22 protein-coding genes and 1 pseudogene are annotated in these 26,108 nt (G+C 63.8%); 18 read left to right on the forward strand and 5 right to left on the reverse strand.

All coding sequences use genetic code 11. The features are described 5' to 3' along the window. Window positions 1–148: 148 nt before the first annotated feature. The 3 genes from C6A77_RS13725 to C6A77_RS13735 are packed head-to-tail and all read right to left on the reverse strand — an operon-like array spanning window position 149 to window position 4,693. Window positions 149–1,552: an efflux transporter outer membrane subunit gene (locus C6A77_RS13725; protein ID WP_114169951.1), complete on the reverse strand. Its 1,404-nt coding sequence runs from the start codon at window positions 1,550–1,552 to the stop codon at window positions 149–151. 3 nt (window positions 1,553–1,555) lie between these two features. Next, a complete protein-coding gene (locus tag C6A77_RS13730; protein WP_114169952.1) occupies window positions 1,556–3,520 on the reverse strand; it encodes a MacB family efflux pump subunit in 1,965 nt (654 codons plus the stop codon). Further along, window positions 3,521–4,693 carry an efflux RND transporter periplasmic adaptor subunit gene (locus C6A77_RS13735; RefSeq protein WP_114169953.1) on the reverse strand — a complete coding sequence of 391 codons (1,173 nt, stop codon included), beginning with the start codon at window positions 4,691–4,693 and terminating at the stop codon, window positions 3,521–3,523. A 210-nt stretch (window positions 4,694–4,903) separates the two neighbouring features. Between C6A77_RS13735 and C6A77_RS13740 the strand changes: the two genes are divergently transcribed. The 3 genes from C6A77_RS13740 (at window position 4,904) to C6A77_RS13750 (ending at window position 7,428) form a co-directional block, all read left to right on the forward strand. Next, entirely contained in the window at window positions 4,904–5,380 is a 477-nt protein-coding gene (locus C6A77_RS13740) for a sigma-70 family RNA polymerase sigma factor (protein WP_114169954.1), read from the forward strand. Window positions 5,381–5,545: 165 nt separating this feature from the next. Continuing rightward, window positions 5,546–6,025 carry a histidine kinase gene (locus C6A77_RS13745; protein ID WP_114169955.1) on the forward strand — a complete coding sequence of 160 codons (480 nt, stop codon included), beginning with the start codon at window positions 5,546–5,548 and terminating at the stop codon, window positions 6,023–6,025. A gap of 77 nt (window positions 6,026–6,102) precedes the next feature. Further along, window positions 6,103–7,428 carry an MFS transporter gene (locus tag C6A77_RS13750; protein WP_114169956.1) on the forward strand — a complete coding sequence of 442 codons (1,326 nt, stop codon included), beginning with the start codon at window positions 6,103–6,105 and terminating at the stop codon, window positions 7,426–7,428. Between the two features lie 241 nt (window positions 7,429–7,669). Here C6A77_RS13750 and C6A77_RS13755 read toward each other — a convergent pair whose 3' ends face one another. Next, on the reverse strand, window positions 7,670–9,352 hold the full coding sequence (locus C6A77_RS13755; protein ID WP_114169957.1) for an electron transfer flavoprotein-ubiquinone oxidoreductase: 1,683 nt from the start codon (window positions 9,350–9,352) through the stop codon (window positions 7,670–7,672). A gap of 538 nt (window positions 9,353–9,890) precedes the next feature. Between C6A77_RS13755 and C6A77_RS13760 the strand changes: the two genes are divergently transcribed. The 10 genes and pseudogenes from C6A77_RS13760 to C6A77_RS13810 all read left to right on the forward strand — a co-directional run. After that, window positions 9,891–10,640 carry an electron transfer flavoprotein subunit beta/FixA family protein gene (locus C6A77_RS13760; RefSeq protein WP_114169958.1) on the forward strand — a complete coding sequence of 250 codons (750 nt, stop codon included), beginning with the start codon at window positions 9,891–9,893 and terminating at the stop codon, window positions 10,638–10,640. Beyond that, on the forward strand, window positions 10,641–11,570 hold the full coding sequence (locus C6A77_RS13765) for an FAD-binding protein (protein WP_114169959.1): 930 nt from the start codon (window positions 10,641–10,643) through the stop codon (window positions 11,568–11,570). It begins immediately after the preceding gene. Window positions 11,571–11,758: 188 nt separating this feature from the next. Further along, on the forward strand, window positions 11,759–12,580 hold the full coding sequence (locus C6A77_RS13770) for a transporter substrate-binding domain-containing protein (RefSeq protein ID WP_114169960.1): 822 nt from the start codon (window positions 11,759–11,761) through the stop codon (window positions 12,578–12,580). A gap of 9 nt (window positions 12,581–12,589) precedes the next feature. Next, window positions 12,590–12,943, forward strand: coding sequence for a DUF4398 domain-containing protein (locus C6A77_RS13775; RefSeq protein ID WP_114169961.1), 354 nt, complete (start codon window positions 12,590–12,592; stop codon window positions 12,941–12,943). After that, window positions 12,940–13,752, forward strand: a complete 813-nt coding sequence (locus tag C6A77_RS13780) for an OmpA family protein (protein WP_114169962.1) — start codon at window positions 12,940–12,942, stop codon at window positions 13,750–13,752. The genes C6A77_RS13775 and C6A77_RS13780 overlap by 4 nt, the downstream gene beginning before the upstream one ends. Window positions 13,753–14,103: 351 nt before the next feature. Then, window positions 14,104–15,546: a PLP-dependent aminotransferase family protein gene (locus tag C6A77_RS13790; RefSeq protein ID WP_114169964.1), complete on the forward strand. Its 1,443-nt coding sequence runs from the start codon at window positions 14,104–14,106 to the stop codon at window positions 15,544–15,546. Between the two features lie 63 nt (window positions 15,547–15,609). Beyond that, window positions 15,610–16,107 (forward strand): hypothetical protein, encoded by a 498-nt coding sequence (locus C6A77_RS13795; protein ID WP_114169965.1) that lies wholly within the window; start codon window positions 15,610–15,612, stop codon window positions 16,105–16,107. 132 nt (window positions 16,108–16,239) lie between these two features. Continuing rightward, on the forward strand, window positions 16,240–16,494 hold the full coding sequence (locus C6A77_RS13800) for a YkgJ family cysteine cluster protein (RefSeq protein ID WP_114169966.1): 255 nt from the start codon (window positions 16,240–16,242) through the stop codon (window positions 16,492–16,494). A 33-nt stretch (window positions 16,495–16,527) separates the two neighbouring features. Further along, window positions 16,528–17,133 carry an START domain-containing protein gene (locus tag C6A77_RS13805; RefSeq protein WP_114169967.1) on the forward strand — a complete coding sequence of 202 codons (606 nt, stop codon included), beginning with the start codon at window positions 16,528–16,530 and terminating at the stop codon, window positions 17,131–17,133. Window positions 17,134–17,401: 268 nt separating this feature from the next. Then, window positions 17,402–17,770, forward strand: a pseudogene (locus tag C6A77_RS13810) (transposase domain-containing protein); the annotation flags it as partial. Window positions 17,771–18,122: 352 nt separating this feature from the next. On the opposite strand, the gene gltA reads toward C6A77_RS13810, so the two are convergent. Then, window positions 18,123–19,412: a citrate synthase gene (gene gltA / locus C6A77_RS13815; RefSeq protein ID WP_114169968.1), complete on the reverse strand. Its 1,290-nt coding sequence runs from the start codon at window positions 19,410–19,412 to the stop codon at window positions 18,123–18,125. A 352-nt stretch (window positions 19,413–19,764) separates the two neighbouring features. On the opposite strand from gltA, the gene sdhC reads away from it, so the two are divergent. The 5 genes from sdhC to C6A77_RS13840 all read left to right on the forward strand — a co-directional run bounded on the left by sdhC (window position 19,765) and on the right by C6A77_RS13840 (window position 26,082). Then, window positions 19,765–20,151 carry a succinate dehydrogenase, cytochrome b556 subunit gene (gene sdhC, locus C6A77_RS13820; RefSeq protein ID WP_012315350.1) on the forward strand — a complete coding sequence of 129 codons (387 nt, stop codon included), beginning with the start codon at window positions 19,765–19,767 and terminating at the stop codon, window positions 20,149–20,151. After that, a complete protein-coding gene (gene sdhD / locus C6A77_RS13825) occupies window positions 20,145–20,513 on the forward strand; it encodes a succinate dehydrogenase, hydrophobic membrane anchor protein (protein WP_003254214.1) in 369 nt (122 codons plus the stop codon). Before sdhC ends, sdhD begins: the two co-directional genes overlap by 7 nt. 3 nt (window positions 20,514–20,516) lie before the next feature. Continuing rightward, on the forward strand, window positions 20,517–22,289 hold the full coding sequence (gene sdhA / locus C6A77_RS13830) for a succinate dehydrogenase flavoprotein subunit (protein WP_112252986.1): 1,773 nt from the start codon (window positions 20,517–20,519) through the stop codon (window positions 22,287–22,289). A gap of 11 nt (window positions 22,290–22,300) precedes the next feature. Then, window positions 22,301–23,005 (forward strand): succinate dehydrogenase iron-sulfur subunit, encoded by a 705-nt coding sequence (locus C6A77_RS13835; RefSeq protein WP_011534752.1) that lies wholly within the window; start codon window positions 22,301–22,303, stop codon window positions 23,003–23,005. A gap of 245 nt (window positions 23,006–23,250) precedes the next feature. Continuing rightward, entirely contained in the window at window positions 23,251–26,082 is a 2,832-nt protein-coding gene (locus C6A77_RS13840; RefSeq protein ID WP_114169969.1) for a 2-oxoglutarate dehydrogenase E1 component, read from the forward strand. Window positions 26,083–26,108: the final 26 nt, after the last annotated feature.

Consider the following 26,108-nt stretch of genomic DNA (forward strand, 5'->3'; position numbering starts at 1 on the left):
CGTATGCCTCGGGCTTACGCTGATACCTGTGGGAGCGGCTTTAGCCGCGAACACCGGCGCAGCCGGTGCCATCCACCGCGCCGCCTGCTTCGCGGGCTTGCCCGCTCCCACAGGGGGACTGCGCAGCAGCCCCGGAAGGCAACGCGACCTACCGCTCGACCTGCCACCCCCCACCCAAGGCCTTGTACAACGCCACGCTCCCCTGCAACCGGGCCAGGCGCAACTGCGCCTGCTGGTCCTGCGCCACATACAAAGTGCGCTGGGTCTGCAGCACGCTCAACAGGGTCTCGGCACCCGCGCCATAACGCTGCTGCGCCAGGTCGAAGGCCAGCCGGGCCTGCTGCACCTCTTCATCCTGCCATTGCCGCTGGCCATCCACGCCGTCGATCGCATTGAGGGCTTTCTCGACATCGGCAAAGCCGGCCAGGATGCTGCTGCGGTAGGCCTCCAGCAACGCCGTCTGTTCGGCCTCGGCCAGGTCACGGGCAGCACGCAGCCGGCCGTTGTTGAAGATCGGCGCGACCAGGCCACTGCTGAGGGTGGAGTAGGTACTGCCGAACAGATCGGCGAAGGTACTGGCACCAACCCCGAGGCTGGCGCCAAGGGTGAGCTTGGGCAACAGCGCCGCGCGGGCGACCTGCACGTTGGCGCTGGCGGCGCGCAGCCGTGCTTCTGCGGCGGCAATGTCCGGGCGGCGGGTGAGCAGCTCGCTGGGTACGCCACTGCCAATGACGGGCCATTGCAGGGTGGCGAGGGTTTCGTGGCTGGTGGGTAACGCCTGCACCGGCTCACCGAGCAGGGTCGCCAAGGTGACCCGGCTGTCCTGCCACTGCTGTCCCAGCAGCGGCAGCTGGCGCTGCTGCGCGGCAACCAGGCTGCGCTGCTGAGCCAGCTCCAGACGCGTGGCGGAGCCGCTGCGCTGGCGGGCCACGACCAAGCCCAGCACCTCCTCGGCATTGCGCAGGTTGAGCCGGGCAATGCGCAGCTGTTCCTGCAGGGCCAGGCCTTGCAGGTAACTGTCGGCCACCGCGCTGACCAGGGTCAGTGCCACGGTCTGGCGGTCGAAATTGCTGGCATCCAGGCTGCTCAGGGCGCTGTCGCGGGTCGCCCGCAAGCCGCCCCAGAAGTCGATTTCGTAGCTGGCGCTGAGCTGCATGTCGAACGCGCTGCTGGTGGGTTGGCTGCGGCTGACGTCCAGCTGGTCATAACCGTCGCCGTGCAGCAGGCGTTGGCGGCTGCCGTCCACGCCCAGCTTCAGCTCCGGGCGCAGCGGCGCACCGGCGATGACCGCGCGGGCCTGGGCCTGGCGTACCCGCGCGGTGGCGGCAGCGAGGTCGTGGGCATTGGCCAGCGCCTGCTGCACCAGGCGGTCGAGCTCGCGGCTGGCGAAGGCTTGCCACCACTGTGCCGTTGGCAGCCGTGCCGAGGCGGGTGCGGCCTGGCCTTGCCAGGCGGCTGGCGCGCGGATGCCGCTGGTGGGCGGCGGCGGTGTGCTGCAGGCAGCGAGGCACAGGCACAAGGTCAACAGGCTGAGGCGGCTAGGCAGGGTCATGGTTCATTCGCTGGTAAGGGCTTTGACCGGGTCGAGGCGGGCAGCCTTGCGCGCGGGCATGAAGCCGAACACGACGCCGGTGACCACCGCGCAGGCGAAGGCGCCGAGCATGGCCGGCAAGGCAAAGGCCACGGCTACTTTGGCCAGCATCAGGCCGCCGCCGACGGCCAGGGCAAGGACGATCCCGGCCAGCCCGCCGACCATCGAAAGCAGCACCGCTTCGCTGAGAAACTGGCGCAGGATGTCGCGCTGGCGGGCGCCGGTGGCCATGCGGATGCCAATCTCGCGGGTACGCTCGCGCACGGTCATCAGCATGATGTTCATCACGCCGATGCCGCCCACCAGCAGCGAGATTGCGGCGATCGCCCCCAGCATCAGCGACAGGCTGTTCTGGGTGCGGGCCTCGGCCTGGATCAGCGCCGCGTCATTGGTCAGTTCGAAGTCCTGGCGGCCGTTGTGGCGCTGGCGCAGCAGCTGGTCGATGGCCGCTTCGGCCTGCTCGACCCGCGTCGAGTCGAGGGCGGCGACCGCGACGTAGTCCGGGTCGCGCTGGCCGAACAGGCGGATGGCTGCGGCCGAGTAGGGCACCACCACGCGCCCGTCACTGTCCTGGTCGCCGGAACTGGCGCCCTTGCCGGCGAGGATGCCGACCACCTGGAACGGCACATTGCCGATCAGGATGTACTGGCCCAGCGGGTCGCGCCCAGGGTCGAGCATCTTTTCCCGCACTTTCTGGCCGATCACCGCCACCGCTGCGGCGCTGGCTTCATCGGCGGCGCTGAAGAAACTGCCATGCACCGCCGGCCAGTTGAAAATCTCGGGGAACCGGGTGTTGTTGCCACCCACGTAGAACGGCTGGCTGTGGTTGCCGTGGCGCACCATCATCTTTTCGCCGATCACCGGCATCACGTGCCGCACCTGCGGTAGCTGGCCGATGGCGGCGACATCGGCCAGGGTGATGGTGCCCGCCTGTTCGCCCAGGCTGGCCGGCTTGCCGTTGAGGTAGAGGATGTTCGAGCCGAACGCGGCCATCTGCGCCATGACCTGGCGCTTGCTGCCTTCGCCCACCGCCAGCATCACCACCACCGAGGCCACGCCGATGACGATGCCCAGCAGGGTCAGGGCGGTACGAAAGCGGTTGACCCACATCACCCGCCAGGCGGCCTGCAGGGCTTCGAGCAGTTCGCCTTGCCACGCCCCGCGCAAGGTCGCGCCGCGGTCCAGGCGCTGGCGCAGCTGTGCGGCGGGCAACCCTTGGCCGGTGTCTGCCGGGGGCTGTTCGCTGGCCGAGTCGCTGATGATCAGGCCGTCACCAATCTCGATCACCCGCTGCGCCCGCGCCGCCACTTTACGGTCGTGGGTGATCAGGATGATCACATGGCCCTGGCTGGCCAGCTCGTCGAGCAATACCATCACTTCGGTGCCGCTGTGGCTGTCGAGGGCGCCGGTAGGTTCGTCGGCGAGGATGATATGGCCGCCGTTCATCAATGCGCGGGCAATCGACACCCGTTGCTGCTGGCCGCCGGACAGCTGGTACGGGCGGTTGCCGGTGCGGCTGGCCAGGCCCAGGCGCTGAAGCAAGGCGCTGGCACGGGCGTGGCGTTCGCGCGCGGCGATACCGGCATAGATGGCCGGCATTTCGACGTTTTCCTGAGCCGAGCCCGAAGCAATCAAGTGGTAGCCCTGGAACACGAAGCCAAACGCCTCGCGGCGCAACCAGGCCAGTTCATCGCTGCCCAGCTCGGCCACATCCCTGCCGGCGAAGCGGTAGCTGCCAGCGGTGGGGCGATCGAGGCAGCCGAGGATGTTCATCAAGGTCGACTTGCCGGAGCCGGAGGCGCCGACGATGGCGACGAACTCGCCGGGGTGGATGCGCAGGCTGATGCCCCGCAGGATGTCGACTTTGGGGCTATCGACGCCGCCGTAGGATTTACGGATGTCGATCAGTTCGATCAGTGCTGTGCTCATTCAGCCTCCGCTGACGCCTGGCGCACCGAGCACCAGGCGTTCGCCTTCAGCGAGGCCGTCCAGCACCTGCACGCGCAGGCGGTCGCTGAGGCCGGTGCGCACCTGGCGCTTTTCCACCTTGCCGTCTGCAGTCAGCACATGCGCCAGGCGCAGCCCGTCGCCATCGTCCAGCGCGGCCAGTGGCACGCTCAGTACCTGCCGGGCCTGGCCGGCAACGAAGAACACCTGGGCGGTCATCTCGGCCATCAGCGCACCGTCCGGGTTGTCGACGTCCAGCAGCACGCTGTACTGCACCACCTGGCTGCCGGCGCTGCCATTGCTGACGCTGGCCGGGCTGCCGCCGCCCTGGCTGGCCTGCTCCAGGGGTTTGGGCGGGATCGGCAGCACCTGCCGCACCGTGCTGGTCCAGCGGCGCTTGCCGCCAGCCAGGGTGGTGAAATAGGCAGTCATGCCTGGGGTGACCTTGCCGATGTCGGCCTCGGAGACCTGGGCCCACACGGTCATGGGCGAGAGCCTGGCGATGCGCAGGATCAACGGCGTGTGCTGCTGGGCGTTGAGGGTTTGCCCTTCGCGGGCATCCACGGCCACCACCGTGCCGTCCATCGGCGCGTAGATGCGGGTGTAGCCCAGCTCGGCCTCGTCGCTGCGCAGGCTGGCCCGGGCCTGGCGGATCTGCGCCTGGAACATGCCGATGCGCGCCTGGGTGACCTTCAGCTGCGCGGCGGCCGTCTGCAGGTCTTCATCGCGGCTGGCGCCGGCAGCGGCCAGCGCGCGTTGGCGCTCGAGCTGCTGCCGGGCCAGCTGCAACTGCGCACGTTGCTCGGCCAGCTGGGCCTTGAGGTTGTCGATCGAGTAACGGCCGGCATCCAGCCGCGCCTGCTGGGTCGAAGGGTCGATCTCGACCAGTAGCTGGCCCTTGCGCACGGTGTCGCCGACCTCGACGTGCAGGGTCTGGATCTGCCCGGACGCCTGCGCCCCGACATCCACGTAGCGCCGCGGTTGCAGGGTACCCAACGCGGTGACGCTGCTTTCGATGTCGGCGCGGCTCACGGTGACCGTGCTCAACGGCTGTGCACCGTAGGGCAGGGCCGTCCAGGCCAGCAGGCTGCCCGCGCCGAGCAGGCCCAGGCCGGCAAGCAGGGCGCGGCGGCGAGTGTTGGTCAAAGGTCTCATGCAGACTTCCAGCCGAAGGAGTGCCAGATAGACGAAAGCGGTGGGAGGGGATTTAGCGTGGGGGTTCGCTGCGATCTGCTGGACGCGCGTACAGCTTGTTGCTGAGAATAATTATAATTTGTAAGATCGCACGCTGATATCACCCGGTCCCGCGTTGCTGCCTGAAAGGGCTTTCCGGCATAGGCTGGCAGGACCTTCTCAGGTAACGTCGTGGAACATTACTATCGCGAACTGGTGGGATTCCTTTGCGCGCGCCTGGGCAATCGTCAGGCCGCCGAAGACGTTGCCCACGATGCTTATCTGCGGGTGCTGGAGCGCACCGACGCCGAGCGTATCGAGCACCCCCGGGCGTTCCTTTACCGTACCGCGCTCAACCTGGTGGTGGACCGCCACCGGCGCCACCTGGTGCGTCAGGCCGAGCCGCTGGAAGTGCTGGACAGCGACGAGCGCTGGCATACCCCGGCGCCGGCCCACGACATGCAGCTCGACCAGCGCTTGGCGCTGATGCAGCGCGCCCTGGGCGAGCTGAGCAAGGTCTGCCGCGACTGCTTCGTGCTGCGCAAGCTCGATGGCCTGTCACATCAGCAGATTGCCGAACACCTGGGCATTTCCCGCAGCCTGGTGGAAAAACACATCGTCAATGCCATGAAGCATTGCCGGCTGCGCATGCGCGAGTGGGAATCCTGATTGCGGTTAGCGCAAATGCAAATTCCATCAGTCGATCACTTGATTTCCGTGGCTTTCCCGACTTCTATCAAAGAAGACCCTTGCCAGGGGTAGCCTTGGCGATAGCCGTCACTGGCGCAGTTCGGTCATGGAGCCAACCCATCAGCCTTCTGCCCAGGTGCGACCATGGCCAACAAGACCCTGCGCATCCTCATCGCCGACGCCCACCCTTGCCAGCGCCTGCAGCTGGAGCGGCTGCTCAATGGCCTGGGCTACTACCGGATTGCGCCCGTGGACAGTTTCGAGGAGCTGCAGCGCCTGGTGCTGTGCGCCTTGCAACCGTTTCACCTGCTGCTGGGCAATATCGAACTGGCCAGCCATGCCGGGGTCGACCTGGCGCGCTTCTGCCGCGTCAATACGCAGATCCAGCACGCCTTGCTGTATCACTCTGCTCAGCTGAACGTGCCATCGGTGCCGCAGGCCGAGCGCCAGGCGGTCAGCCTGAGCCTGCCGCAGGTGCCGGATAACGACGCGCTGGAGGCGTTCATGGCGATCATCGACACGCCGCTGCTGCTGGGCCGGCTGCCGCAGCCAGATACCCTGGCGGCGGCCACGACGCGGCCACGGCCGCGCACGTACTTCCCGCACTCGGTGTTCAACCGCTAAGCCAGCCCACAGGTAATGCGCAGGTCTGCAGAGCGATTTGCTATCCTCTTGCCCTTTGCCGATCTGTGGACCCTGCCATGACAGCCATCGATAGCGCGCGCCCGCCCCGGTTCAGCCGTGGCGACCACCGGACCCTGGGCCTGGCGGCGTTGGGCGGCGCGCTGGAAATCTACGATTTCATCATCTTCGTGTTCTTTGCGCTGACCCTCAGCCAACTGTTCTTCCCGCCCGAGATGCCCGAATGGCTGCGCCTGCTGCAAAGCTTCGGGATCTTCGTCACCGGCTACCTGGCGCGGCCACTGGGCGGCATCCTGATGGCGCACTTCGCCGACCACCTGGGGCGCAAGCGGGTGTTCAGCCTGAGCATCCTGATGATGGCGCTACCGTGCCTGCTGATCGGGGTGATGCCGACCTACGCCGACATCGGTTATGCGGCGCCGCTGATCCTGTTGGCCCTGCGCATTCTGCAGGGCGCGGCGGTGGGCGGCGAAGTGCCGAGTGCCTGGACCTTCGTCGCCGAGCACGCACCAGCCGGGCGGCGCGGCTACGCGCTGGGCTTCCTGCAGGCCGGGCTGACGTTCGGCTACCTGCTGGGGGCGCTGACCGCGACGGTGCTGGCCCAGTTGTTCACCGCGCAGGAAATCCTCGACTACGCCTGGCGCTACCCGTTCCTGCTGGGCGGGGTGTTTGGCGTGATCGGCGTGTGGCTGCGCCGCTGGCTCAGCGAAACACCGGTGTTCCTCGCCCTGCGCGCGCGCCAGGCACAGCCGGTGGGCTTTCCGCTGCGGCGGGTGCTGGGCGAACACCGCCGGGCATTGATCCCGGCAGCGCTGCTGACCTGTGTGCTGACCTCTGCCGTGGTGGTGCTGGTGGTGATCACGCCGACCGTGATGCAGCAGCGTTTCGGCATGAGTGCCGGGCATACCTTTGCCCTGAGCAGCGTGGGCATCGTCTTTCTGAATATCGGCTGCGTGCTGGCCGGTCTGCTGGTTGACCGCGTCGGCGCCTGGCGCGCGCTGATGTTCTACAGCCTGCTGCTGCCGCTGGGTATCGGTGCGTTGTACGCCAGCCTGGTAGGGCAGTGGGGCACGACCTGGCTGGCCTATGCGCTGGCGGGGCTGTGCTGCGGTGTGGTGGGGGTGGTGCCGTCGGTGATGGTCGGGCTGTTCCCGGCCGAGATCCGGGTGTCGGGCATCTCCTTCACCTATAACGTGGCCTACGCACTGTGGGCCAGCACCACGCCGCTGGCACTGATCGCGCTGATGCCGTGGAGCCCGTGGGTGTGTGTCGGTTTTTGTCTGGTCATGGGCACGGTGGGGTTGATGACGGCGCTGTATTTCGGGCGTCGTGAGCCACTGGCGTTTGTTGCGGAGCCGATGCCGATGATGTGTGCTGACAAATAACGTTTAGTGCACTATCCCGTCCGCGCTGCACCTAGGGCCTGCGCACGGCCTGTGGGAGCGGGCAAGCCCGCGAAGCAGGCGACGCGGTGGATGGCACGGGCTTCGCCCGTGTTCGCGGGCAAGCCCGCTCCCACAGGTGCGGGGCTTGCTTGCAAGGCCGGCGATGAGGCCGCTACAGGTAAAACATAAAGCCCCCGGCTCGTGAGAGACGGGGGCTTTTCGTTACCGCAGGGCAGGGGCCTTACATGTTCGGGTAGTTCGGCCCGCCGGCGCCTTCAGGGGTGACCCAGGTGATGTTCTGGGCCGGGTCCTTGATGTCGCAGGTCTTGCAGTGCACGCAGTTCTGCGCGTTGATCTGGAAGCGCTTGTTGCCGTCTTCCTGGGTGATCACCTCGTATACGCCCGCCGGGCAGTAACGCTGGGCTGGCTCGTCGTACAGCGGCAGGTTGCTGGCGATCGGCACGTTCGGGTCGGTCAGCTTCAGGTGGCAGGGTTGTTCCTCTTCATGGTTGGTGCTGGAGAGGAATACCGAGCTGAGCTTGTCGAAGCTGAGCTTGCCGTCCGGTTTCGGGTAGTCGATCTTCTGCGAATCGGCCGCCAGCTTCAGGCAGGCGTAGTCCGGCTTGGTGTCGTGCAGGGTGAACGGCAGCTTGCCAGCAAACCAGTTCTGGTCGACATAGTTGAACGCGCCACCCAGGATCGGGCCGAACTTGTGAATGGCCGCGCCGAAGTTACGGCTGGCGAACAGTTCTTCGTACAGCCAGCTGGCCTTGAAGGCGCTGACGTAGCCGTTCAGCTTGTCGCCGCCTTCGCTGCCAGCGGCCAGCGCGTCGGCGACCGCTTCGGCCGCCAGCATGCCCGACTTCATCGCGGTGTGGCTGCCCTTGATCTTGGAGAAGTTCAAGGTGCCGAGGTCGCAACCGATCAGCGCGCCGCCGTCGAACACCATTTTCGGCAGCGAGTTCAGGCCACCTTTGGCAATCGCGCGGGCGCCGTAGCTGATGCGCTTGCCGCCTTCGAGGTACTGGCTGATCACCGGGTGGTGCTTGAGGCGCTGGAATTCGTCGAACGGCGACAGGTACGGGTTGGCGTAGGACAGGTCGACGATCAGGCCGACGACGACCTGGTTGTTTTCCAGGTGATAGAGGAACGAACCGCCGGTGTTGTCCTTGGCCATTACATCCAGCGGCCAGCCGGCGGTGTGTACCACCAGGCCTTGCTCGTGCCTGGCCGGGTCGATTTCCCAGATTTCCTTCAGGCCGATGCCGTAGTGCTGGACGTCGGACTCGCTGTCCAGGTTGAAGCGCTTGATCAGCTGCTTGCCGATATGGCCACGGCAGCCTTCGGCGAACAGGGTGTACTTGGCGCGCAGTTCCATACCCGGGGTGTACAGGCCGTCCTTCGGGTTGCCTTCGCGGTCGACGCCGAGGTCACCGGTGACGATGCCGCGGACCACGCCATTGTCGTCGAACAGCGCTTCCTGGGCAGCGAAGCCCGGGTAGATTTCCACGCCGAGGTTCTCGGCCTGTTGGGCCAGCCAGCGGCACAGGTTGCCCAGCGAAATGATGTAGTTGCCATGGTTGTGCATGGTCTTGGGCACGAACAGGTCAGGCACCTTGGTGGCGCTGCCGGCATCTTTGAGTACATAGATGTCGTCGCGCTTCACTTCGGTGTTCAGCGGCGCACCCAGCTCTTTCCAGTCGGGGAACAGCTCGTTCAGGGCGCGGGGCTCGAACACCGCGCCAGAGAGGATGTGGGCGCCGACTTCAGAGCCTTTTTCCACCACGCAGACGCTGATTTCGCTACCGGCTTCGGCGGCCCTCTGCTTCAGGCGGCAGGCGGCGGACAGGCCCGCCGGGCCGGCGCCGACGATGACCACGTCGAATTCCATGTATTCGCGTTCCACTGGTTCTCTCCTACTCATCAAGGCTCGTGCTGTTGCTTGGTCTTATTGGGTGCGGGGGGCATTCGCAGCGGTTCTACGCAACGGCGGAACGGTAGCTGGGCAAATGACGGACTACACCGTTTTGTCTTGGCCGCGCATTATATCTACACCACTTGGCGGGTCCAATACAAACGTTTGTTTGAATTTGCCGCAGGCCAGTAAAATCACAGGCGTGCGGCTGGAGGGTGACCGATTTGCCGTATTGACCGGATTGGGTGTTACGGTCAAGATACGAGCGGTTTTACGTTCGCCGTAGGCTTGCAGCCGGGCGCAGGTACACCTCTAAAGACCAGGTGTGGAGCAGGGTTTTGCGGCCTTTGGCCGGTTTGTAGTGGAGTTTACACGCCACGACAGAAAATGACCCGTGAGTATTTGCCGCAAGGGTCCGGACAAGACTGTTCGGTCACGGTGAAATCTCTGCCTCCCGGTACGTTTTTAGAGGTGCCCTTGTACCCACGCGCATCGCCGGGCCTGGCCCCAGGCGACTATCTATTCACCGGAGAGTAACGAGGAATCCATGAAGGTTCTTGTAGCTGTCAAACGAGTGGTCGACTACAACGTCAAGGTTCGCGTCAAAGCGGACAACTCCGGCGTCGACCTTGCTAACGTCAAGATGTCCATGAACCCCTTCTGCGAAATCGCCGTGGAAGAAGCCGTACGCCTGAAGGAAAAGGGCGTCGCGACCGAGATCGTCGTGGTTTCCGTCGGCCCGGCTACTGCCCAGGAGCAGCTGCGTACCGCCCTGGCTCTGGGTGCCGACCGTGCCATCCTGGTCGAAGCCGCTGACGAACTGAACTCCCTGGCCGTGGCCAAGGCGCTGAAAGCCGTGGTCGACAAGGAGCAGCCGCAGCTGGTCATTCTCGGCAAGCAGGCCATCGACAGTGACAACAACCAGACCGGCCAGATGCTGGCTGCGCTGACCGGCTTTGCCCAGGGCACCTTCGCCTCCAAGGTCGAAGTGGCTGGCGACAAGCTGAACGTCACCCGTGAAATCGACGGCGGCCTGCAGACCGTGGCCCTGAACCTGCCGGCCATCGTCACCACCGACCTGCGCCTGAACGAGCCACGCTACGCGTCGCTGCCGAACATCATGAAGGCCAAGAAGAAGCCGCTGGAGACCGTTACTCCAGACGCGCTGGGCGTTTCCCTCGCCTCCACCAACAAGACCCTGAAGGTTGAAGCCCCGGCTGCCCGCAGCGCTGGCATCAAGGTCAAATCGGTGGCCGAACTGGTCGAGAAGCTGAAGAACGAAGCGAAGGTAATCTAAATGACTATCCTGGTTGTCGCTGAATACGAGAACGGTGCCGTAGCCCCGGCCACCCTGAACACTGTTGCTGCTGCCGCCAAGATCGGTGGTGATGTGCACGTGCTGGTCGCTGGCCAGAACGTGGGCGGCGTGGCCGAATCCGCTGCCAAGATCGCTGGCGTGGCCAAGGTGCTGGTTGCCGATAACGCCGCCTACGCCCACGCCCTGCCGGAGAACGTCGCACCGCTGATCGTCGAGCTGGCCAAGGGTTACAGCCACGTGCTGGCCCCGGCCACCACCAACGGCAAGAACATCCTGCCGCGCGTTGCCGCGCTGCTGGATGTGGACCAGATCTCCGAGATCATCGCAGTCGAGTCCGCCGACACCTTCAAGCGCCCGATCTATGCCGGTAACGCCATTGCCACCGTGCAATCGAGCGCGGCCATCAAAGTCATCACCGTGCGTACCACCGGCTTCGACGCCGTGGCCGCCGAAGGTGGCTCGGCTGCCATCGAAGCGGTGGGCGCTGCGCACGATGCCGGCATCTCGGCCTTCGTTGGCGAAGAGCTGGCCAAGTCCGACCGCCCAGAGCTGACCGCTGCCAAGATCGTCGTTTCCGGCGGCCGTGGCATGGGCAACGGTGACAACTTCAAGCACCTGTACAGCCTGGCCGACAAGCTCGGCGCTGCCGTCGGTGCTTCGCGCGCCGCAGTCGACGCCGGCTTCGTGCCGAACGACATGCAGGTCGGCCAGACCGGCAAGATCGTTGCGCCGCAGCTGTACATCGCCGTCGGTATCTCTGGCGCGATCCAGCACCTGGCCGGCATGAAGGACTCCAAGGTGATCGTGGCGATCAACAAGGACGAAGAAGCGCCGATCTTCCAGGTAGCCGACTACGGCCTGGTCGCTGACCTGTTCGAAGCGGTTCCGGAGCTGGAAAAGCTGGTCTGATCCGCCTGCTTCACTTATAAAGAACCCGGCCCCCGTACAGGGGGCCGGGTTTTTTTGTGGTCAGTTCCGGCCCAATCGCCGGCACGCCAGCTCTCACAGGTCCAACACAGTTCTCAAGGGCGGCGCTGTACCTGTGGGAGCTGGCTTGCCGGCGATTGGGCCGGGCAAAGCAATACAAGGAGTGAGCAATGGTGCTGCGTAAAGCAGGCAGGGTGTTGGCGTGCCTGGGGGTGTTGCTGTCGCCGCTGGCGATGGCGGCAGGCAAGTGCGAGCGCCTGGTGGCAACCGGCAGCCCCGATGCGCCGCCCTATTCATGGCAGGACCCGAACGACCCGAAGCACCTGATCGGCGCCAACGTCGACCTGCTGCGCCAGGTGGCTGGCGAGTTGGGGGTGAAGGTGGAAGTGTTGCATGCCGGCCGTCGTGATCAGGCGCTGGAAGAGGTGCGCAGCGGGCGCATGGACCTGCTGCTGGATACGCCCATGCAGCTGGAACAACTGACCGCGCTGGACTACATCCACCCACCGCTGCAGCTCAACGAATACCTGGTGTGGACGCGCCATGATGCGGCACTGACCTTCGACGGCCCGGCGGACCTGGCCAGGTACCAGGGCAGCCTGTCCGAGCGCGCGCGGCTGACCCCGGCCTTTGCCGCGTTCGCCAAGGCGCAGCTGAAGCTGGTGCCGGCGCAGAACCTGACCCAGGCGTTTCAGAAACTGGTGCTCGGCCAGGTGGATTATGTGCTCGCCGGCCGCTATTCGGGCATGGCCATGGCCCAGGGCCTGGGCATGAGCAATGACCTGATCGCCCGCGGCCTGCCGGTGGACCGGCCAGGCCTGTACCTGGCGCTGTCGCACAATTCAGCCTGCAATGACAGCTGGTTGCGTGGGCAACTGGCGAAAAAACTGACAGAATTGCCGATCTCCGGTGCGTCCGAGGCCGTGCTGCAACGTAATGTCGAGCGCTGGAAAGCGCAGCTGCAGGTGCCGTCGGACGCCCCCAAACACTAGGAAGATTGCGTGAGAATCCAACCACTAATCCTTGCCCTGGCCGTGCTTGGCCTGGCGGGCTGCGCCAACGATCCGGCCCCTGACGAGCAGATGCGCATTTCCGAGCAGGCACTGGAGCAGGCCAAGGCCGTCGGTGCCACCGACCAGGTCGAAGCGTTCAAGCTGGCCGAAGACAAGCTGGCCCGGGCCAAGACCAACATGCTGACCGAAGACTACCGCGATGCGCGGATGCGCGCCGAACAGGCCGAGCTGGATGCGCGTCTGGCCGAGGCCCAGGTGCTGAACCAGAAGAGCGAAGAGCAGCTGCAACTGCTGCAGTCGCGGGTCAAGCGCCTGCGCAAGCAGCTGGAGGTGCAGCCATGATCCGTCGTGCACCATTGGCCGCGCTGGCAATGCTGGCGCTGGCGGCCGGCTTGCAAGGTTGCGCCAGCCAGCGCAGCAGCGCCGCGCTGGATGATGCCGCTGCGGCCTTCCAGAAGGTCAAGGATGATTCCGATGTGCTGCGCAGTGCACCGCGTGACGTGATTCGTGCCGGCGAGTCGCTGGCCCGCGCCGAGCGGCTGTCCAGCTACATCGGCACCGGCGCAGATGTGCGCCATTATGCCTACCTGAGCCAGCGGTACAGCGAGATCGCCGGCGAACATGCCCGGCTGGCACTGAACCAGGAGCGCCAGGCCAAGCTCGACCTGGAGCGCCAGCGCCTGCAACTGGCGTTGCGCGAGGCCAAGCTGGCCAGCGTGCAGCAGCAGGGCAAGTGGGTCGAGTCGCAGATCGCCGCGCTGGCCTCGGAGCAGGCTGACCGTGGCCTGGTGATGACCCTGGGAGACGTGCTGTTCGACACCGGCCGCGCCGACCTGCGGAACTCGGCCAGCCGTACCGTGCTCAAGCTGGTGCAGTTCCTCCAGCTCAACCCGCGCCGCGTGGTGCGTATCGAGGGCTATACCGACAGCACCGGCACGGCGGAAGACAACCTGAAGCTGTCCCGCGACCGGGCGCAGGCGGTGGCCGACATGCTGGTGGACCTGGGGATCGACGAGAAGCGCCTGCAGGTCGAGGGGTATGGCGACCAGTATCCGATCGAGGCCAATGCCTCGGAGCGGGGCAGGGCGCAGAACCGCCGGGTGGAGATCGTCTTCTCGGATGACAAGGGCAAGCTCGCCCCAGCGCGCTGACTGCTTGGCTTACTCGACCCTGTGGGAGCGGGTTCACCCGCGAAGCAGGCGGCGCGCTGGATGGCACCGGCTTTGCCGGTGTTCGCGGCTGAAGCCGCTCCCACAGGTGCAGTGTCAGGTCCAGGGCATGCACAGTGCCTGTGGGAGCGGCCTTGTGTCGCGAAAGGGGCGCAAAGCGCCCCCGGCTTTTCATCGGTGTACCGCGGTTTAATCGTTTCTATAGCTGTCACGCAACTGTATTGTTGACTATTCTGCGATCTGTCCCAGTACACTTTGCAACTGTTACGGTATTCTCTACCGTCAGTGAGCGACACAAGAATAACGAGCCCGTCCGCGCGTCGAGAGCAAGCCATGACCAACCTGCTGCTGTACCAGCGTATCGCCCAGCAACTGGCCGATGACATCCGTCGCGGTGTCTACCAGCCAGGCGAGCGGGTACCCTCCGTGCGCAAGATGAGCGCCCAGCTCAACGTCAGCCATGCCACGGTGTTGCAGGCCTATGCCAACCTCGAGGACCAGGGGCTGATCCGTGCGCGGCCGCAGTCGGGCTATTACGTGCACCAGACCCCGGCCCTGACCGCGCAGACCCCGGACATCGCCCGGGTGGAGCGCCCCGGTCTGGTCACCCGCGCCAGCATCATCCAGCAGGTCCTGACCGAGGCCCGCCGCGACGGCGTGTTCCCGTTCGGTGCGGCGGTTCCGCATGTCGACTACCTGCCGGTACGGGCCTTGCACCAGCAGATTGCCAAGGTGACCCGCTTCCACAGCCCGCGCGCCTTCAGCTACATGTTCAGCCCCGGGTTCGAGCCGCTGCGCCGGCAGATCGCCATCCGCATGCGCGATGCCGGCGTGCTGGTCGACCCGCGTGAAGTGATCGTCACCCATGGCTGCGTCGATGCGCTGCAGATGTCGCTGCGCGTGCTGACTCGCCCCGGCGACCTGATTGCTGCTGAGTCGCCGACCTACTACGGCTTGTTGCAGCTGGCCGATTTGCTGGGCTTGAAAGTGATCGAGATTCCCAGCGATCCGTCCACCGGCATCAGCCTCGAAGCCCTGCAACTGGCCGCCAACCAATGGTCGATCAAGGCCTTGGTACTGACCGCACGGTTGAGCAATCCGCTCGGCGGCACGGTGCCGGAAGAGCGGCAGAAACAACTGCTGCGCCTGGCGTCGGACTTCGATATCCAGATCGTCGAGGATGACATCTACGGCGAGCTGATGTTCGAGCAGGGCAAGACCAAGGCGCTGAAGGCGTTCGACCGGCTGGATCGGGTGATCTACTGTTCGAGCTTCTCCAAGACCCTGTCCCCCGGGGTGCGGGTCGGCTGGATGGTCGCCGGGCGCTATCAGGACGAAATCCAGCGCCTGCAAACCTTCACCACCCACTCGGCCTGCAGCGTGACGCAGATGGGGGTGGCGGCCTACCTGGAGAACGGTGGCTACGACCGGCACCTGCGCTACATTCGCCAGGAGTACCGCAAGAACCTCAGCGCCTATCAGCTGGCGGTGCAGCAGCACTTCCCCGAGGGCACCCAGATGACCCGGCCGACCGGTGGCTTCATCCTGTGGGTGAGCCTGCCCGGGCGGGTCAATACCCAGGAGCTGCATGTGCGCGCGCTGGAGCAGGGCATCAGCATTGCGCCGGGGCTGATCTTCAGTAATACCGAGCAGTTCAACCACTGTATCCGGCTCAATTGCGGTATTCCGTGGAACAAGGAGGCCGAGCGCGCGGTGATCACGCTCGGCTTGCTGGCCCAGCAATTGTGTCGGGAGCCGGCGTCCGCACTTCTGTAGGCTTGCCACGCGCCTGCGGAACAGGGAGCATACGCACTTTTCCTGCCAGTCTGTCCATTTGCCATGAATGCTTTGCGCCGTTTCGCCCTGATCTTGTGCCTGCTACCGCTCTGCAGCCTGGCGAGTATCGCCCAGGCCGCGCAGCCGGCCGGCCAGGCGCAGGCGCAGGCGGCCAAGCCGGTGCAGAAGGCCAGGCCGGCGCAAAAGGCCGCAGCCAGGCCCGTGCACAAGCAGCCGGCAAAAAAAGCCGGCAACAGCAAGGCCAGGCCAGCCCGCAAGGCGGTGAGCAAGGAAGTCGCCAAACCGTTGCCGGAGGCCAGGCTCGACCTCAGCCTGCCTACCGATATGGTCGACAAGCTGGAGCCGGATGTCGGTAACCCTTCGCCGATCCAGCGGCGCAAACCGTTGCTGCCACCGTTGTTCAGCGAAAAGCCAGAAGGCAACGACAGCCCGTTTCAGCTCAATGGCCGGCTGATCAACAACGAAATGCAGCTGCAGCTGCGCAATGACAGCCGTCGCGATGTGGAAGGGGCGGCCATCGATTTCGAGTACCGCCAGTAAGTCAGGCGAACTGACTGCCGGGTCACGGCAGATTTCATCGTGCAAGTAATTTCAAACGCCTGTTTGAGCCGCTACTATCCAGGGGCGATCGTCCCGTTCTGTTCCAGGGAGTCCTGATTTTGGTGAATAGCCATGAATTGCCGTGAGGGCTGTGGTGCCTGCTGCATCGCCCCGTCCATCACCTCTGCGATGCCGCGCATGCCCAATGGCAAGCCGGCTGGCGAGCGCTGCCTGCACCTGACGGTCGAGAACCTTTGCGACCTGTTCGGCAAGCCCGAGCGGCCAGCGGTGTGTGGCGGTTTCAAGGCGGATGTCGAGGTGTGCGGCAGTGACCGTGACGAGGCCATCAGGATTCTCGGTTGGTGGGAGCAGATGACGGCGGCGTGACAGGCTGGATCTTCGACAAAAAGGATAAACATGATGAGATCGTTCAAGCGTATTGCACTGCTGTGTGGCATGGGTGTTCTGCTGGCGCCTGCGGCCTGGGCCGAGAACTGGCAGGTGGCCAAGGACGAGGAGGGGATCAAGGTATCCCTCAGCGAGGTGGCCGGTTCCAAGTACAAGGCCTACCGCGGCGTTACCGTGATCAAGGCGCCGCTGGCCAAGGTCCAGGCGCTGCAGGAGGATGTGGTCGGGGCCTGCGCGTGGATTCACGAATGCAAGACGCAGAAGGTGCTCAAGCAGGAAGGCGGCCAGGTCTGGACCTACACCCAGTTCAACACGCCATGGCCGGTGACGCCACGCGATTCGGTGTTGCTGGTGACCACGGTGAAGGAAGCCGACGGCAGCCTGGTGCGCAACCTGAAGGAGCAGCCGACCTACATCCCGGAAGAGAAGGGTTTTGTGCGGGTGGCCAAGGTCGAAGGCTTCTGGAAGCTGGTGCCCAAGGGCGACAGCACCGAAGTGACCTATCAGGTGCATACCGAGCCAGGTGGCAGCGTACCGGCGATGGTGGCCAACAAGTTCGTGGTCGATGCGCCGTTCAATACCCTGAAGGGGCTGCGGGAGCGGGCTGAGAAAAACTGAGGTTTTGTGTCGCTTGTACTGGCCTCTTCGCGGGCTTGCCCGCTCCCACAGAGCCCCGCAGGCCTTAGGGCTGTAAGGATCTTGTGGGAGCGGGCAAGCCCGCGAAGAGGCCCGCACAGGATGAACAAAAAAGGCTGCCCGAGGGCTAATGCCAGTCAGTTAAGACTGACGCTTTGAGCTTTAGCCCGCAGGCTGCAAAATCCGGTGCTTGGAAACGAGCATCGGATTTTTTATGCGCCTAGCAAAAGCACTGTCCCTCACTCACGAAATGGCATCAAGGCCGAATGCCCTTGAAGGGCTTGGGGCTTTGCTTGATCCGGACATCGTGAAGCAGGCTTTCGAGACCGCTGGCGTCTCAACCATTCGCAAGCGCCGCCTACCGCTTGAAAGCCTGGTGTGGTGCATCATTGGTATGGCGTTGTTCCGTCGCATGTCAGCCTGGGATGTCGTGAACCACATGGACATCATGCTGCCCGGCAAGCGGCCACTCGTTGCCCCCAGCGCTGTTGTGCAAGGTCGGCGGCGATTGGGTAGCGAAGCAGTGCGTGAAGTGTTCACCCTCACCCAGCAACGATGGCATGAAGAGACCAAACACCCGCAATGGTTGGGGCTGACGCTGCTTGGCGTGGACGGCGTTGTGCGCTGGTCGTTTTGCGCACATCGCCACAGGCCCGCAAGCAGGTTCAGATGTCGAAGCAGTGCCCAGGTGTCTACCCCTGCGAAATGAGCTTTACCGCATGCAGCTGGGCAATCTTGGGTTTGTTGCATGGCACGTCACTGAATCATCCCGGTAATCTGCCAGGATTTCTGGCGGATCTGCAGGCATCAGCGGCGCAGTATGTCTTGCCTCATCGACGACCTGATCGTTGGTTCCCGAGAGTGGTGAAGCAACGACCAGCAAAATATCCGACCCGAAAATGAAAATGCCAGTCAGCTTAACTGACTGGCATTAGCCCGAGGGCAGCCTTTTCGCGTTCGGCTATTGAAGCTTACTTGCGGTCCTGCAGTGCAACGATGTCGCGTTTCTGCTCGCCGGTGTACAGCTGGCGCGGGCGGCCGATCTTGTACGGGCTGGAGAGCATTTCTTTCCAGTGCGAGATCCAGCCCACGGTACGCGCCAGGGCGAAGATCACGGTGAACATGCTGGTCGGAATGCCGATGGCCTTGAGGATGATCCCCGAGTAGAAGTCGACGTTCGGGTACAGCGAGCGCTCGATGAAGTACGGATCGGTCAGGGCGATCTCTTCCAGGCGCATGGCCAGTTCCAGCTGCGGATCGTTCTTGATGCCCAGCTCGCGCAGGACTTCGTCGCAGGTCTGCTTCATCACGGTGGCGCGCGGGTCGCGGTTCTTGTACACGCGGTGACCGAAGCCCATGAGCTTGAACGGGTCGTTCTTGTCCTTGGCCTTGGCGATGAACTTGTCGATGTTCGAGACATCGCCGATTTCATCGAGCATGGTCAGTACCGCTTCGTTCGCACCGCCGTGGGCCGGGCCCCACAGTGCGGCGATGCCGGCAGCGATACAGGCGAACGGGTTGGCGCCCGACGAGCCGGCCAGACGGACGGTGGAAGTGGAGGCGTTCTGCTCGTGGTCGGCGTGGAGGATGAAGATCCGGTCCATCGCCTTGGCCAGCACCGGGCTGATCGGTTTGATCTCGCACGGGGTGTTGAACATCATGTGCAGGAAGTTTTCCGCGTACGACAGGTCGTTGCGCGGGTACATCATCGGCTGGCCCATGGAGTACTTGTAAACCATCGCGGCCAGGGTCGGCATCTTGGCGACCAGGCGTACCGCGGAAATTTCGCGGTGTTGCGGGTTATTGATGTCCAGGGAGTCGTGATAGAACGCCGACAGGGCGCCGACCACGCCGCACATCACCGCCATCGGGTGGGCGTCGCGGCGGAAGCCGTTGAAGAAGGACTTCAGCTGCTCGTGAACCATGGTGTGGTTCTTCACGGTGCTGACGAACTGGGCCTTCTGCTCGGCGTTCGGCAGTTCGCCGTTGAGCAGCAGGTAGCAGGTTTCGAGGTAGTCGGACTGTTCGGCGAGTTGCTCGATCGGGTAGCCGCGGTGCAGCAGGATACCTTGGTCGCCGTCAATATAGGTGATCTTCGACTCGCACGAGGCAGTCGCCATGAAACCAGGGTCGAAGGTGAAGTGACCAGTGGCCCCCAACCCGCGGACGTCGATTACATCAGGACCAACGGTGCCGGTTAAAATGGGCAGCTCGACGGGGGCAGCGCCCTCGATGACCAACTGCGCTTTTTTGTCAGCCATGTGGCCTCCTATTAATGCTTGAAATCATCAGACAGACCCCCCACGCAGGGCCCGCACCACTATAGAGGGATAAATTCAGATGTCAATTTGCCTAAAGGCTTGTTGAAACAGGCATTGAGGCCTGATTTTTCGCGAAATTCTCGCCCATTTACGCCTTTTGTGCGTTAAAGGCAATGCGCTATTCGGGCTACCCCGTCACGTTGTCATGAGCAGCCTAACTGTCTATACTCGCAACCCGACCGCCAGGGGCTTGCAAGCCCGAACTGCTGGGGGTCGCCGTTCCCTGGGTGGTGGGTACCTGACCAGTACACTTACCAACAACTTTGCCCTGATTCGCTAGGGGCTCTTCAGTGTGAAAAAAGCCGTGAAAAGCCAACGACCTGTAAACCTAGACCTAAGGACCATCAAGCTCCCCGTCACTGCGTACACGTCCATCCTGCACCGTATCTCCGGCGTCATCCTGTTCCTCGGCCTTGCCATCATGCTTTATGCACTGGGCAAGTCGCTGGGTTCCGAGGAAGGCTTCGGTGAGGTGAAGGCGTGTCTGACCAGCCCGCTGGCCAAGTTCGTGACCTGGGGCCTGCTGTCCGCCCTGCTTTATCACCTCGTGGCAGGTGTACGTCACCTGATCATGGACATGGGCATCGGTGAGACGCTGGAAGGCGGCAAGCTGGGCTCGAAAATCGTGATCGTCATCTCCGTGGTGCTGATCGTTCTGGTGGGAGTTTGGGTATGGTAACCAATGTCACGAACCTGTCGCGTTCGGGCCTCTATGACTGGATGGCGCAGCGCGTTTCTGCGGTCGTTCTCGCGGCTTACTTCCTCTTCCTGATCGGCTACGTGGTCGCCCACCCAGGCATCGACTACACCCAGTGGCATGGTCTGTTCTCCAACAACGCGATGCGGATCTTCAGTCTGCTGGCCCTCGTTGCCCTGGGCGCTCACGCCTGGGTCGGCATGTGGACCATTGCCACCGACTACCTGACGCCAATGTCGTTCGGCAAGTCGGCAACTGCGATTCGTTTCCTGTTCCAGGCGGTATGCGGCGTTGCGATGTTCGCTTACTTCGTCTGGGGTGTGCAGATTCTCTGGGGTATCTGATCCATGGCTAGCATTCCAACCATTTCCTTCGACGCCATCATCATCGGTGGCGGCGGCGCCGGCATGCGCGCTGCGCTGCAGCTGGCACAAGGCGGCCACAAGACTGCCGTGGTCACCAAGGTCTTCCCGACCCGTTCGCACACTGTATCCGCCCAGGGCGGCATCACCTGCGCCATCGCTTCGGCCGACCCGAACGACGACTGGCGCTGGCACATGTACGATACCGTCAAAGGCTCCGACTACATCGGTGACCAGGACGCTATCGAATACATGTGTCAGGAAGGCCCGGCTGCGGTCTTCGAGCTGGACCACATGGGCCTGCCGTTCTCGCGTACCGAAACCGGCCGTATCTACCAGCGTCCGTTCGGTGGCCAGTCCAAGGACTTCGGCAAGGGCGGCCAGGCTGCCCGTACCTGCGCCGCGTCCGACCGTACCGGTCACGCGCTGCTGCACACCCTGTACCAGGGCAACCTGAAAGCCGGCACCACCTTCCTCAACGAGTACTACGCCGTAGACCTGGTGAAAAACCAGGACGGCGCATTCGTCGGTGTGATCGCGATCTGCATCGAAACCGGCGAAACCCTGTACATCAAGTCCAAGGCCACCGTACTGGCCACTGGCGGTGCCGGCCGTATCTACGCCTCCACCACCAACGCCCTGATCAACACCGGTGACGGCGTGGGCATGGCCCTGCGTGCCGGCGTGCCGGTGCAGGACATCGAGATGTGGCAGTTCCACCCGACCGGCATCGCCGGCGCCGGTGTACTGGTCACCGAGGGCTGCCGCGGTGAGGGTGGCTACCTGATCAACGCCCACGGCGAGCGCTTCATGGAGCGTTACGCGCCGAACGCGAAGGACCTGGCCGGCCGCGACGTGGTTGCCCGTTCCATGGTCAAGGAAATCATCGCCGGCAACGGCGTGGGCCCGAACAAGGACCACGTACTGCTGAAGCTGGACCACTTGGGCGAGGAAGTGCTGCACAGCCGCCTGCCAGGTATCTGCGAGCTGTCCAAGACCTTCGCCCACGTCGACCCGGTGGTTGCGCCGGTCCCGGTCATCCCGACCTGCCACTACATGATGGGCGGCGTTGCCACCAACATTCATGGCCAGGCCATCACCATGGACGCCGAAGGCAACGACCACATCATCCCGGGTCTGTTCGCCGTGGGTGAAGTGGCGTGCGTATCGGTTCACGGTGCCAACCGCCTGGGCGGCAACTCGCTGCTCGACCTGGTGGTGTTCGGCCGTGCTGCCGGCCTGCACCTGGAGAAGGCGCTGACCGAAGGCGTGGAATACCGCGACGCCAGCGACACCGACGTCGATGTCGCCCTGAACCGCCTGAACAAGCTCAACGAGCGCACCACCGGTGAAGACGTTGCCAGCCTGAAGCGCGAGCTGCAGAGCTGCATGCAGAACTACTTCGGTGTATTCCGTACTGGCGAATACATGCAGAAGGGTATCGAGCAACTGGCCGGTCTGCGTGACCGTATCGCCAACGTCAAGATCAACGACAAGTCCCAGGCCTTCAACACCGCGCGGATCGAAGCGCTGGAGCTGCAGAACCTGCTGGAAGTCGCCGAAGCTACCGCCATTGCGGCCGAAGCCCGTAAAGAGTCCCGCGGCGCTCACGCCCGTGAAGACTTCGAAGACCGTGACGACGAAAACTGGCTGTGCCACACCCTGTACTACCCGGGTGAGAAGCGCGTCGCCAAGCGTGGCGTCAACTTTGCGCCGAAGACTGTTCCAGCCTTCGAACCAAAAGTCCGGACTTACTGAGGATGGCCGCTATGTTGCAAGTCGAAGTTTATCGTTACAACCCGGACACCGATTCGGCGCCGAAGATGCAGACCTTCCAGGTCGATACCGGCGGCAAGGACCTGATGGTGCTGGACGTGCTGGCACTGATCAAAGAGCAGGACGAAGGTTTCTCCTACCGTCGCTCGTGCCGTGAAGGCGTTTGCGGTTCCGATGGCATGAACATCAACGGCAAGAACGGCCTGGCCTGCATCACCCCGCTGTCGGCGGTGGTGAAGGGCAACAAGCTGATTCTGCGCCCGCTGCCGGGCCTGCCGGTCATTCGTGACCTGGTCGTCGACATGAGCATCTTCTACAAGCAGTACGAGAAGGTGAAGCCGTTCCTGCAGAACGACACCCCGGCGCCGGCTATCGAGCGCCTGCAATCGCCGGAAGACCGCGACAAGCTGGACGGCCTGTACGAGTGCATCCTGTGCGCTTGCTGCTCGACTTCCTGCCCGTCGTTCTGGTGGAACCCGGACAAGTTCCTGGGCCCCGCCGCTCTGCTGCAGGCCTACCGCTTCCTGGCCGACAGCCGTGATACCAAGACCCAGGAGCGCCTGGCGTCGCTGGATGACCCGTTCAGCGTATTCCGCTGCCGCGGGATCATGAACTGCGTCAACGTTTGCCCGAAAGGTCTGAACCCGACCAAGGCAATCGGTCACGTACGTAACATGCTGCTGCAAAGCGGCACCTGATACAAAGTGTTGTAACTGCAGTAAGCCGAGGTGCGGGCGCTGAGCCCGCACTGAGGTAAAACCCGAACAAAGGCCCACAAAGCCTGCGTTCATACCTATGAAGATATGAGACCAGCAGGGGCTTTCCGGGCTGGTACCCGGAAAATCAGCAGGATCCAAGTGGCGTGGTTCAGTCGCTGTGTTCGGACTTTTCCAGGTTTGCTGTGGCTCTCGCCGATCAGTCCCCTAACCGAGGGTGACCAAGCATGCAAGAAAGCGTGATGCAGCGCATGTGGGAAAGCGCCCACCTTTCAGGTGGTAACGCTGCATATGTGGAAGAGCTTTATGAGCTCTACCTGCACGACCCTAACGCTGTGCCAGAAGAGTGGCGCACCTACTTCCAGAAGTTGCCCGCCGACGGCAGCACCGCTACCGATGTATCGCACTCGACAATCCGCGACCATTTCGTACTGCTGGCAAAGAACCAGCGCCGCGCCCAGCCGGTATCCGCCGGGAGCGTGAGCAGTGAACACGAGAAGAAGCAGGTTGAAGTTCTGCGACTGATCCAGGCCTATCGTATGCGCGGCCATCAGGCTGCCAAGCTCGACCCGTTGGGGTTGTGGCAGCGTCCCGCGCCTGTAGACCTGTCGATCAATCACTACGGCTTGACCAATGCCGATCTTGATACGACCTTCCGTGCCGGCGACCTGTTCATCGGCAAAGAGGAGGCGAGCCTACGCGAGATCGTCGAGGCGCTCCAGAAGACATATTGTCGCACCATTGGCGCCGAATTCACCCACATCGTCGACTCCGAGCAGCGCAGCTGGTTCCAGCAGCGTCTGGAGAGCGTGCGCGGCCGTCCGGAGTTTTCCGCTGACGTGCAGGCCCACCTGCTCGAGCGCGTCACCGCCGGTGAAGGCCTGGAAAAGTACCTGGGCACCAAGTACCCGGGCACCAAGCGTTTCGGCCTCGAGGGCGGCGAAAGCCTGATCCCGATGCTGGACGAGATGATCCAGCGCTCCGGCTCCTACGGCACCAAGGAAGTCGTGATCGGCATGGCCCACCGTGGCCGCCTGAACGTGCTGGTCAACACCTTCGGCAAGAACCCGCGCGAGCTGTTCGACGAGTTCGAAGGCAAGAAGATGAACGAGCTGGGCTCCGGTGACGTGAAGTATCACCAGGGCTTCTCCTCGAACGTGATGACCACCGGTGGCGAAGTGCACCTGGCCATGGCGTTCAACCCGTCCCACCTGGAAATCGTCTCGCCAGTGGTCGAGGGTTCGGTGCGCGCCCGTCAGGACCGCCGCAACGACACCGTTGGCGACAAGGTGCTGCCGATCTCGATCCACGGCGACGCGGCCTTCGCCGGCCAGGGCGTGGTCATGGAAACCTTCCAGATGTCGCAGACCCGCGGTTTCAAGACCGGCGGCACCGTGCACATCGTGATCAACAACCAGGTCGGTTTCACCATCAGCAACCCGCTGGACGCGCGCTCCACCGAGTACGCCACCGACGTTGCCAAGATGATCCAGGCGCCGATCCTGCACGTGAACGGCGACGACCCGGAAGCGGTACTGTTCGTTACCCAGCTGGCCATCGACTACCGCATGCAGTTCAAGCGTGACGTGGTCATCGACCTGGTCTGCTACCGTCGTCGCGGCCACAACGAGGCCGACGAGCCGAACGGCACCCAGCCACTGATGTACCAGCAGATCAGCAAGCAGCGCACCACCCGTGAGCTGTACGCCGATGCCCTGATCCAGGCCGGCCGTATCGATGCCGAGCGCGCCCAGGCCAAGATCGACGAGTACCGCAACGCGCTGGACAACGGCCTGCACGTGGTGAAGAGCCTGGTCAAGGAGCCGAACCGCGAGCTGTTCGTCGACTGGCGTCCGTACCTGGGCCATGCCTGGACCGCGCGTCACGACACCCGCTTCGACCTCAAGACCCTGCAGGAACTGTCGGCCAAGCTGCTGGAGATCCCGGAAGGTTTCGTCGTCCAGCGCCAGGTCGCGAAGATCTACGAAGACCGCCAGAAGATGCAGGCCGGTGGCTTGCCGATCAACTGGGGTTATGCAGAGACCATGGCCTACGCCACCCTGCAGTTCGAAGGTCACCCGATCCGCATGACCGGCCAGGACATCGGCCGTGGCACCTTCTCGCACCGTCACGCGGTGCTGCACAACCAGAAGGACGCCAGCACCTACGTACCGCTGAAGAACCTGTTCCCGGGCCAGCCGCGTTTCGACCTGTACGACTCCTTCCTGTCGGAAGAAGCGGTACTGGCCTTCGAATACGGCTACTCGACCACCACGCCGAACGCGCTGGTGATCTGGGAAGCCCAGTTCGGCGACTTCGCCAACGGTGCGCAAGTGGTGATCGACCAGTTCATCACCAGCGGCGAGCACAAGTGGGGCCGCCTGTGCGGTCTGACCATGCTGCTGCCACACGGTTATGAAGGGCAGGGCCCGGAGCACTCCTCCGCGCGTCTGGAGCGTTACCTGCAGCTGTGCGCCGAGCACAACATCCAGGTCTGCGTACCGACTACCCCGGCACAGATCTACCACCTGCTGCGTCGCCAGGTCATCCGTCCGCTGCGCAAGCCGCTGATCGTCCTGACGCCAAAGTCGCTGCTGCGCCACAAGCTGGCCATCTCGACCCTGGAAGACCTGGCAGAAGGCTCGTTCCAGACCGTGATCCCGGAAATCGACAGCCTCGATCCGGCCAAGGTCGAGCGCCTGGTCCTGTGCGGCGGCAAGGTCTACTACGACTTGCTGGAAAAACGCCGTGCCGAAGGCCGCGAAGACATCGCCATCGTGCGTATCGAGCAGCTGTATCCGTTCCCTGAGGACGACCTGGTCGAGATCCTCGCGCCTTACACCAACCTCAAGCATGCGGTCTGGTGTCAGGAAGAACCGATGAACCAGGGCGCCTGGTACAGCAGCCAGCACCACATGCGCCGTATCCTGGGCCGCCACAACAAGGCACTGGTCCTGGAATACGCCGGCCGCGACGCGTCTGCCGCGCCAGCCTGTGGTTACGCTTCGAAGCACGCCGAACAGCAGGAAAAACTGCTGCAAGACGCCTTCACTGTCTAACGCCTTCGCGCACCTGAAACCGAATT

It is taken from the genome of Pseudomonas sp. AFG_SD02_1510_Pfu_092, assembly GCF_003331055.1.
Classification (GTDB): Bacteria; Pseudomonadota; Gammaproteobacteria; order Pseudomonadales; family Pseudomonadaceae; genus Aquipseudomonas.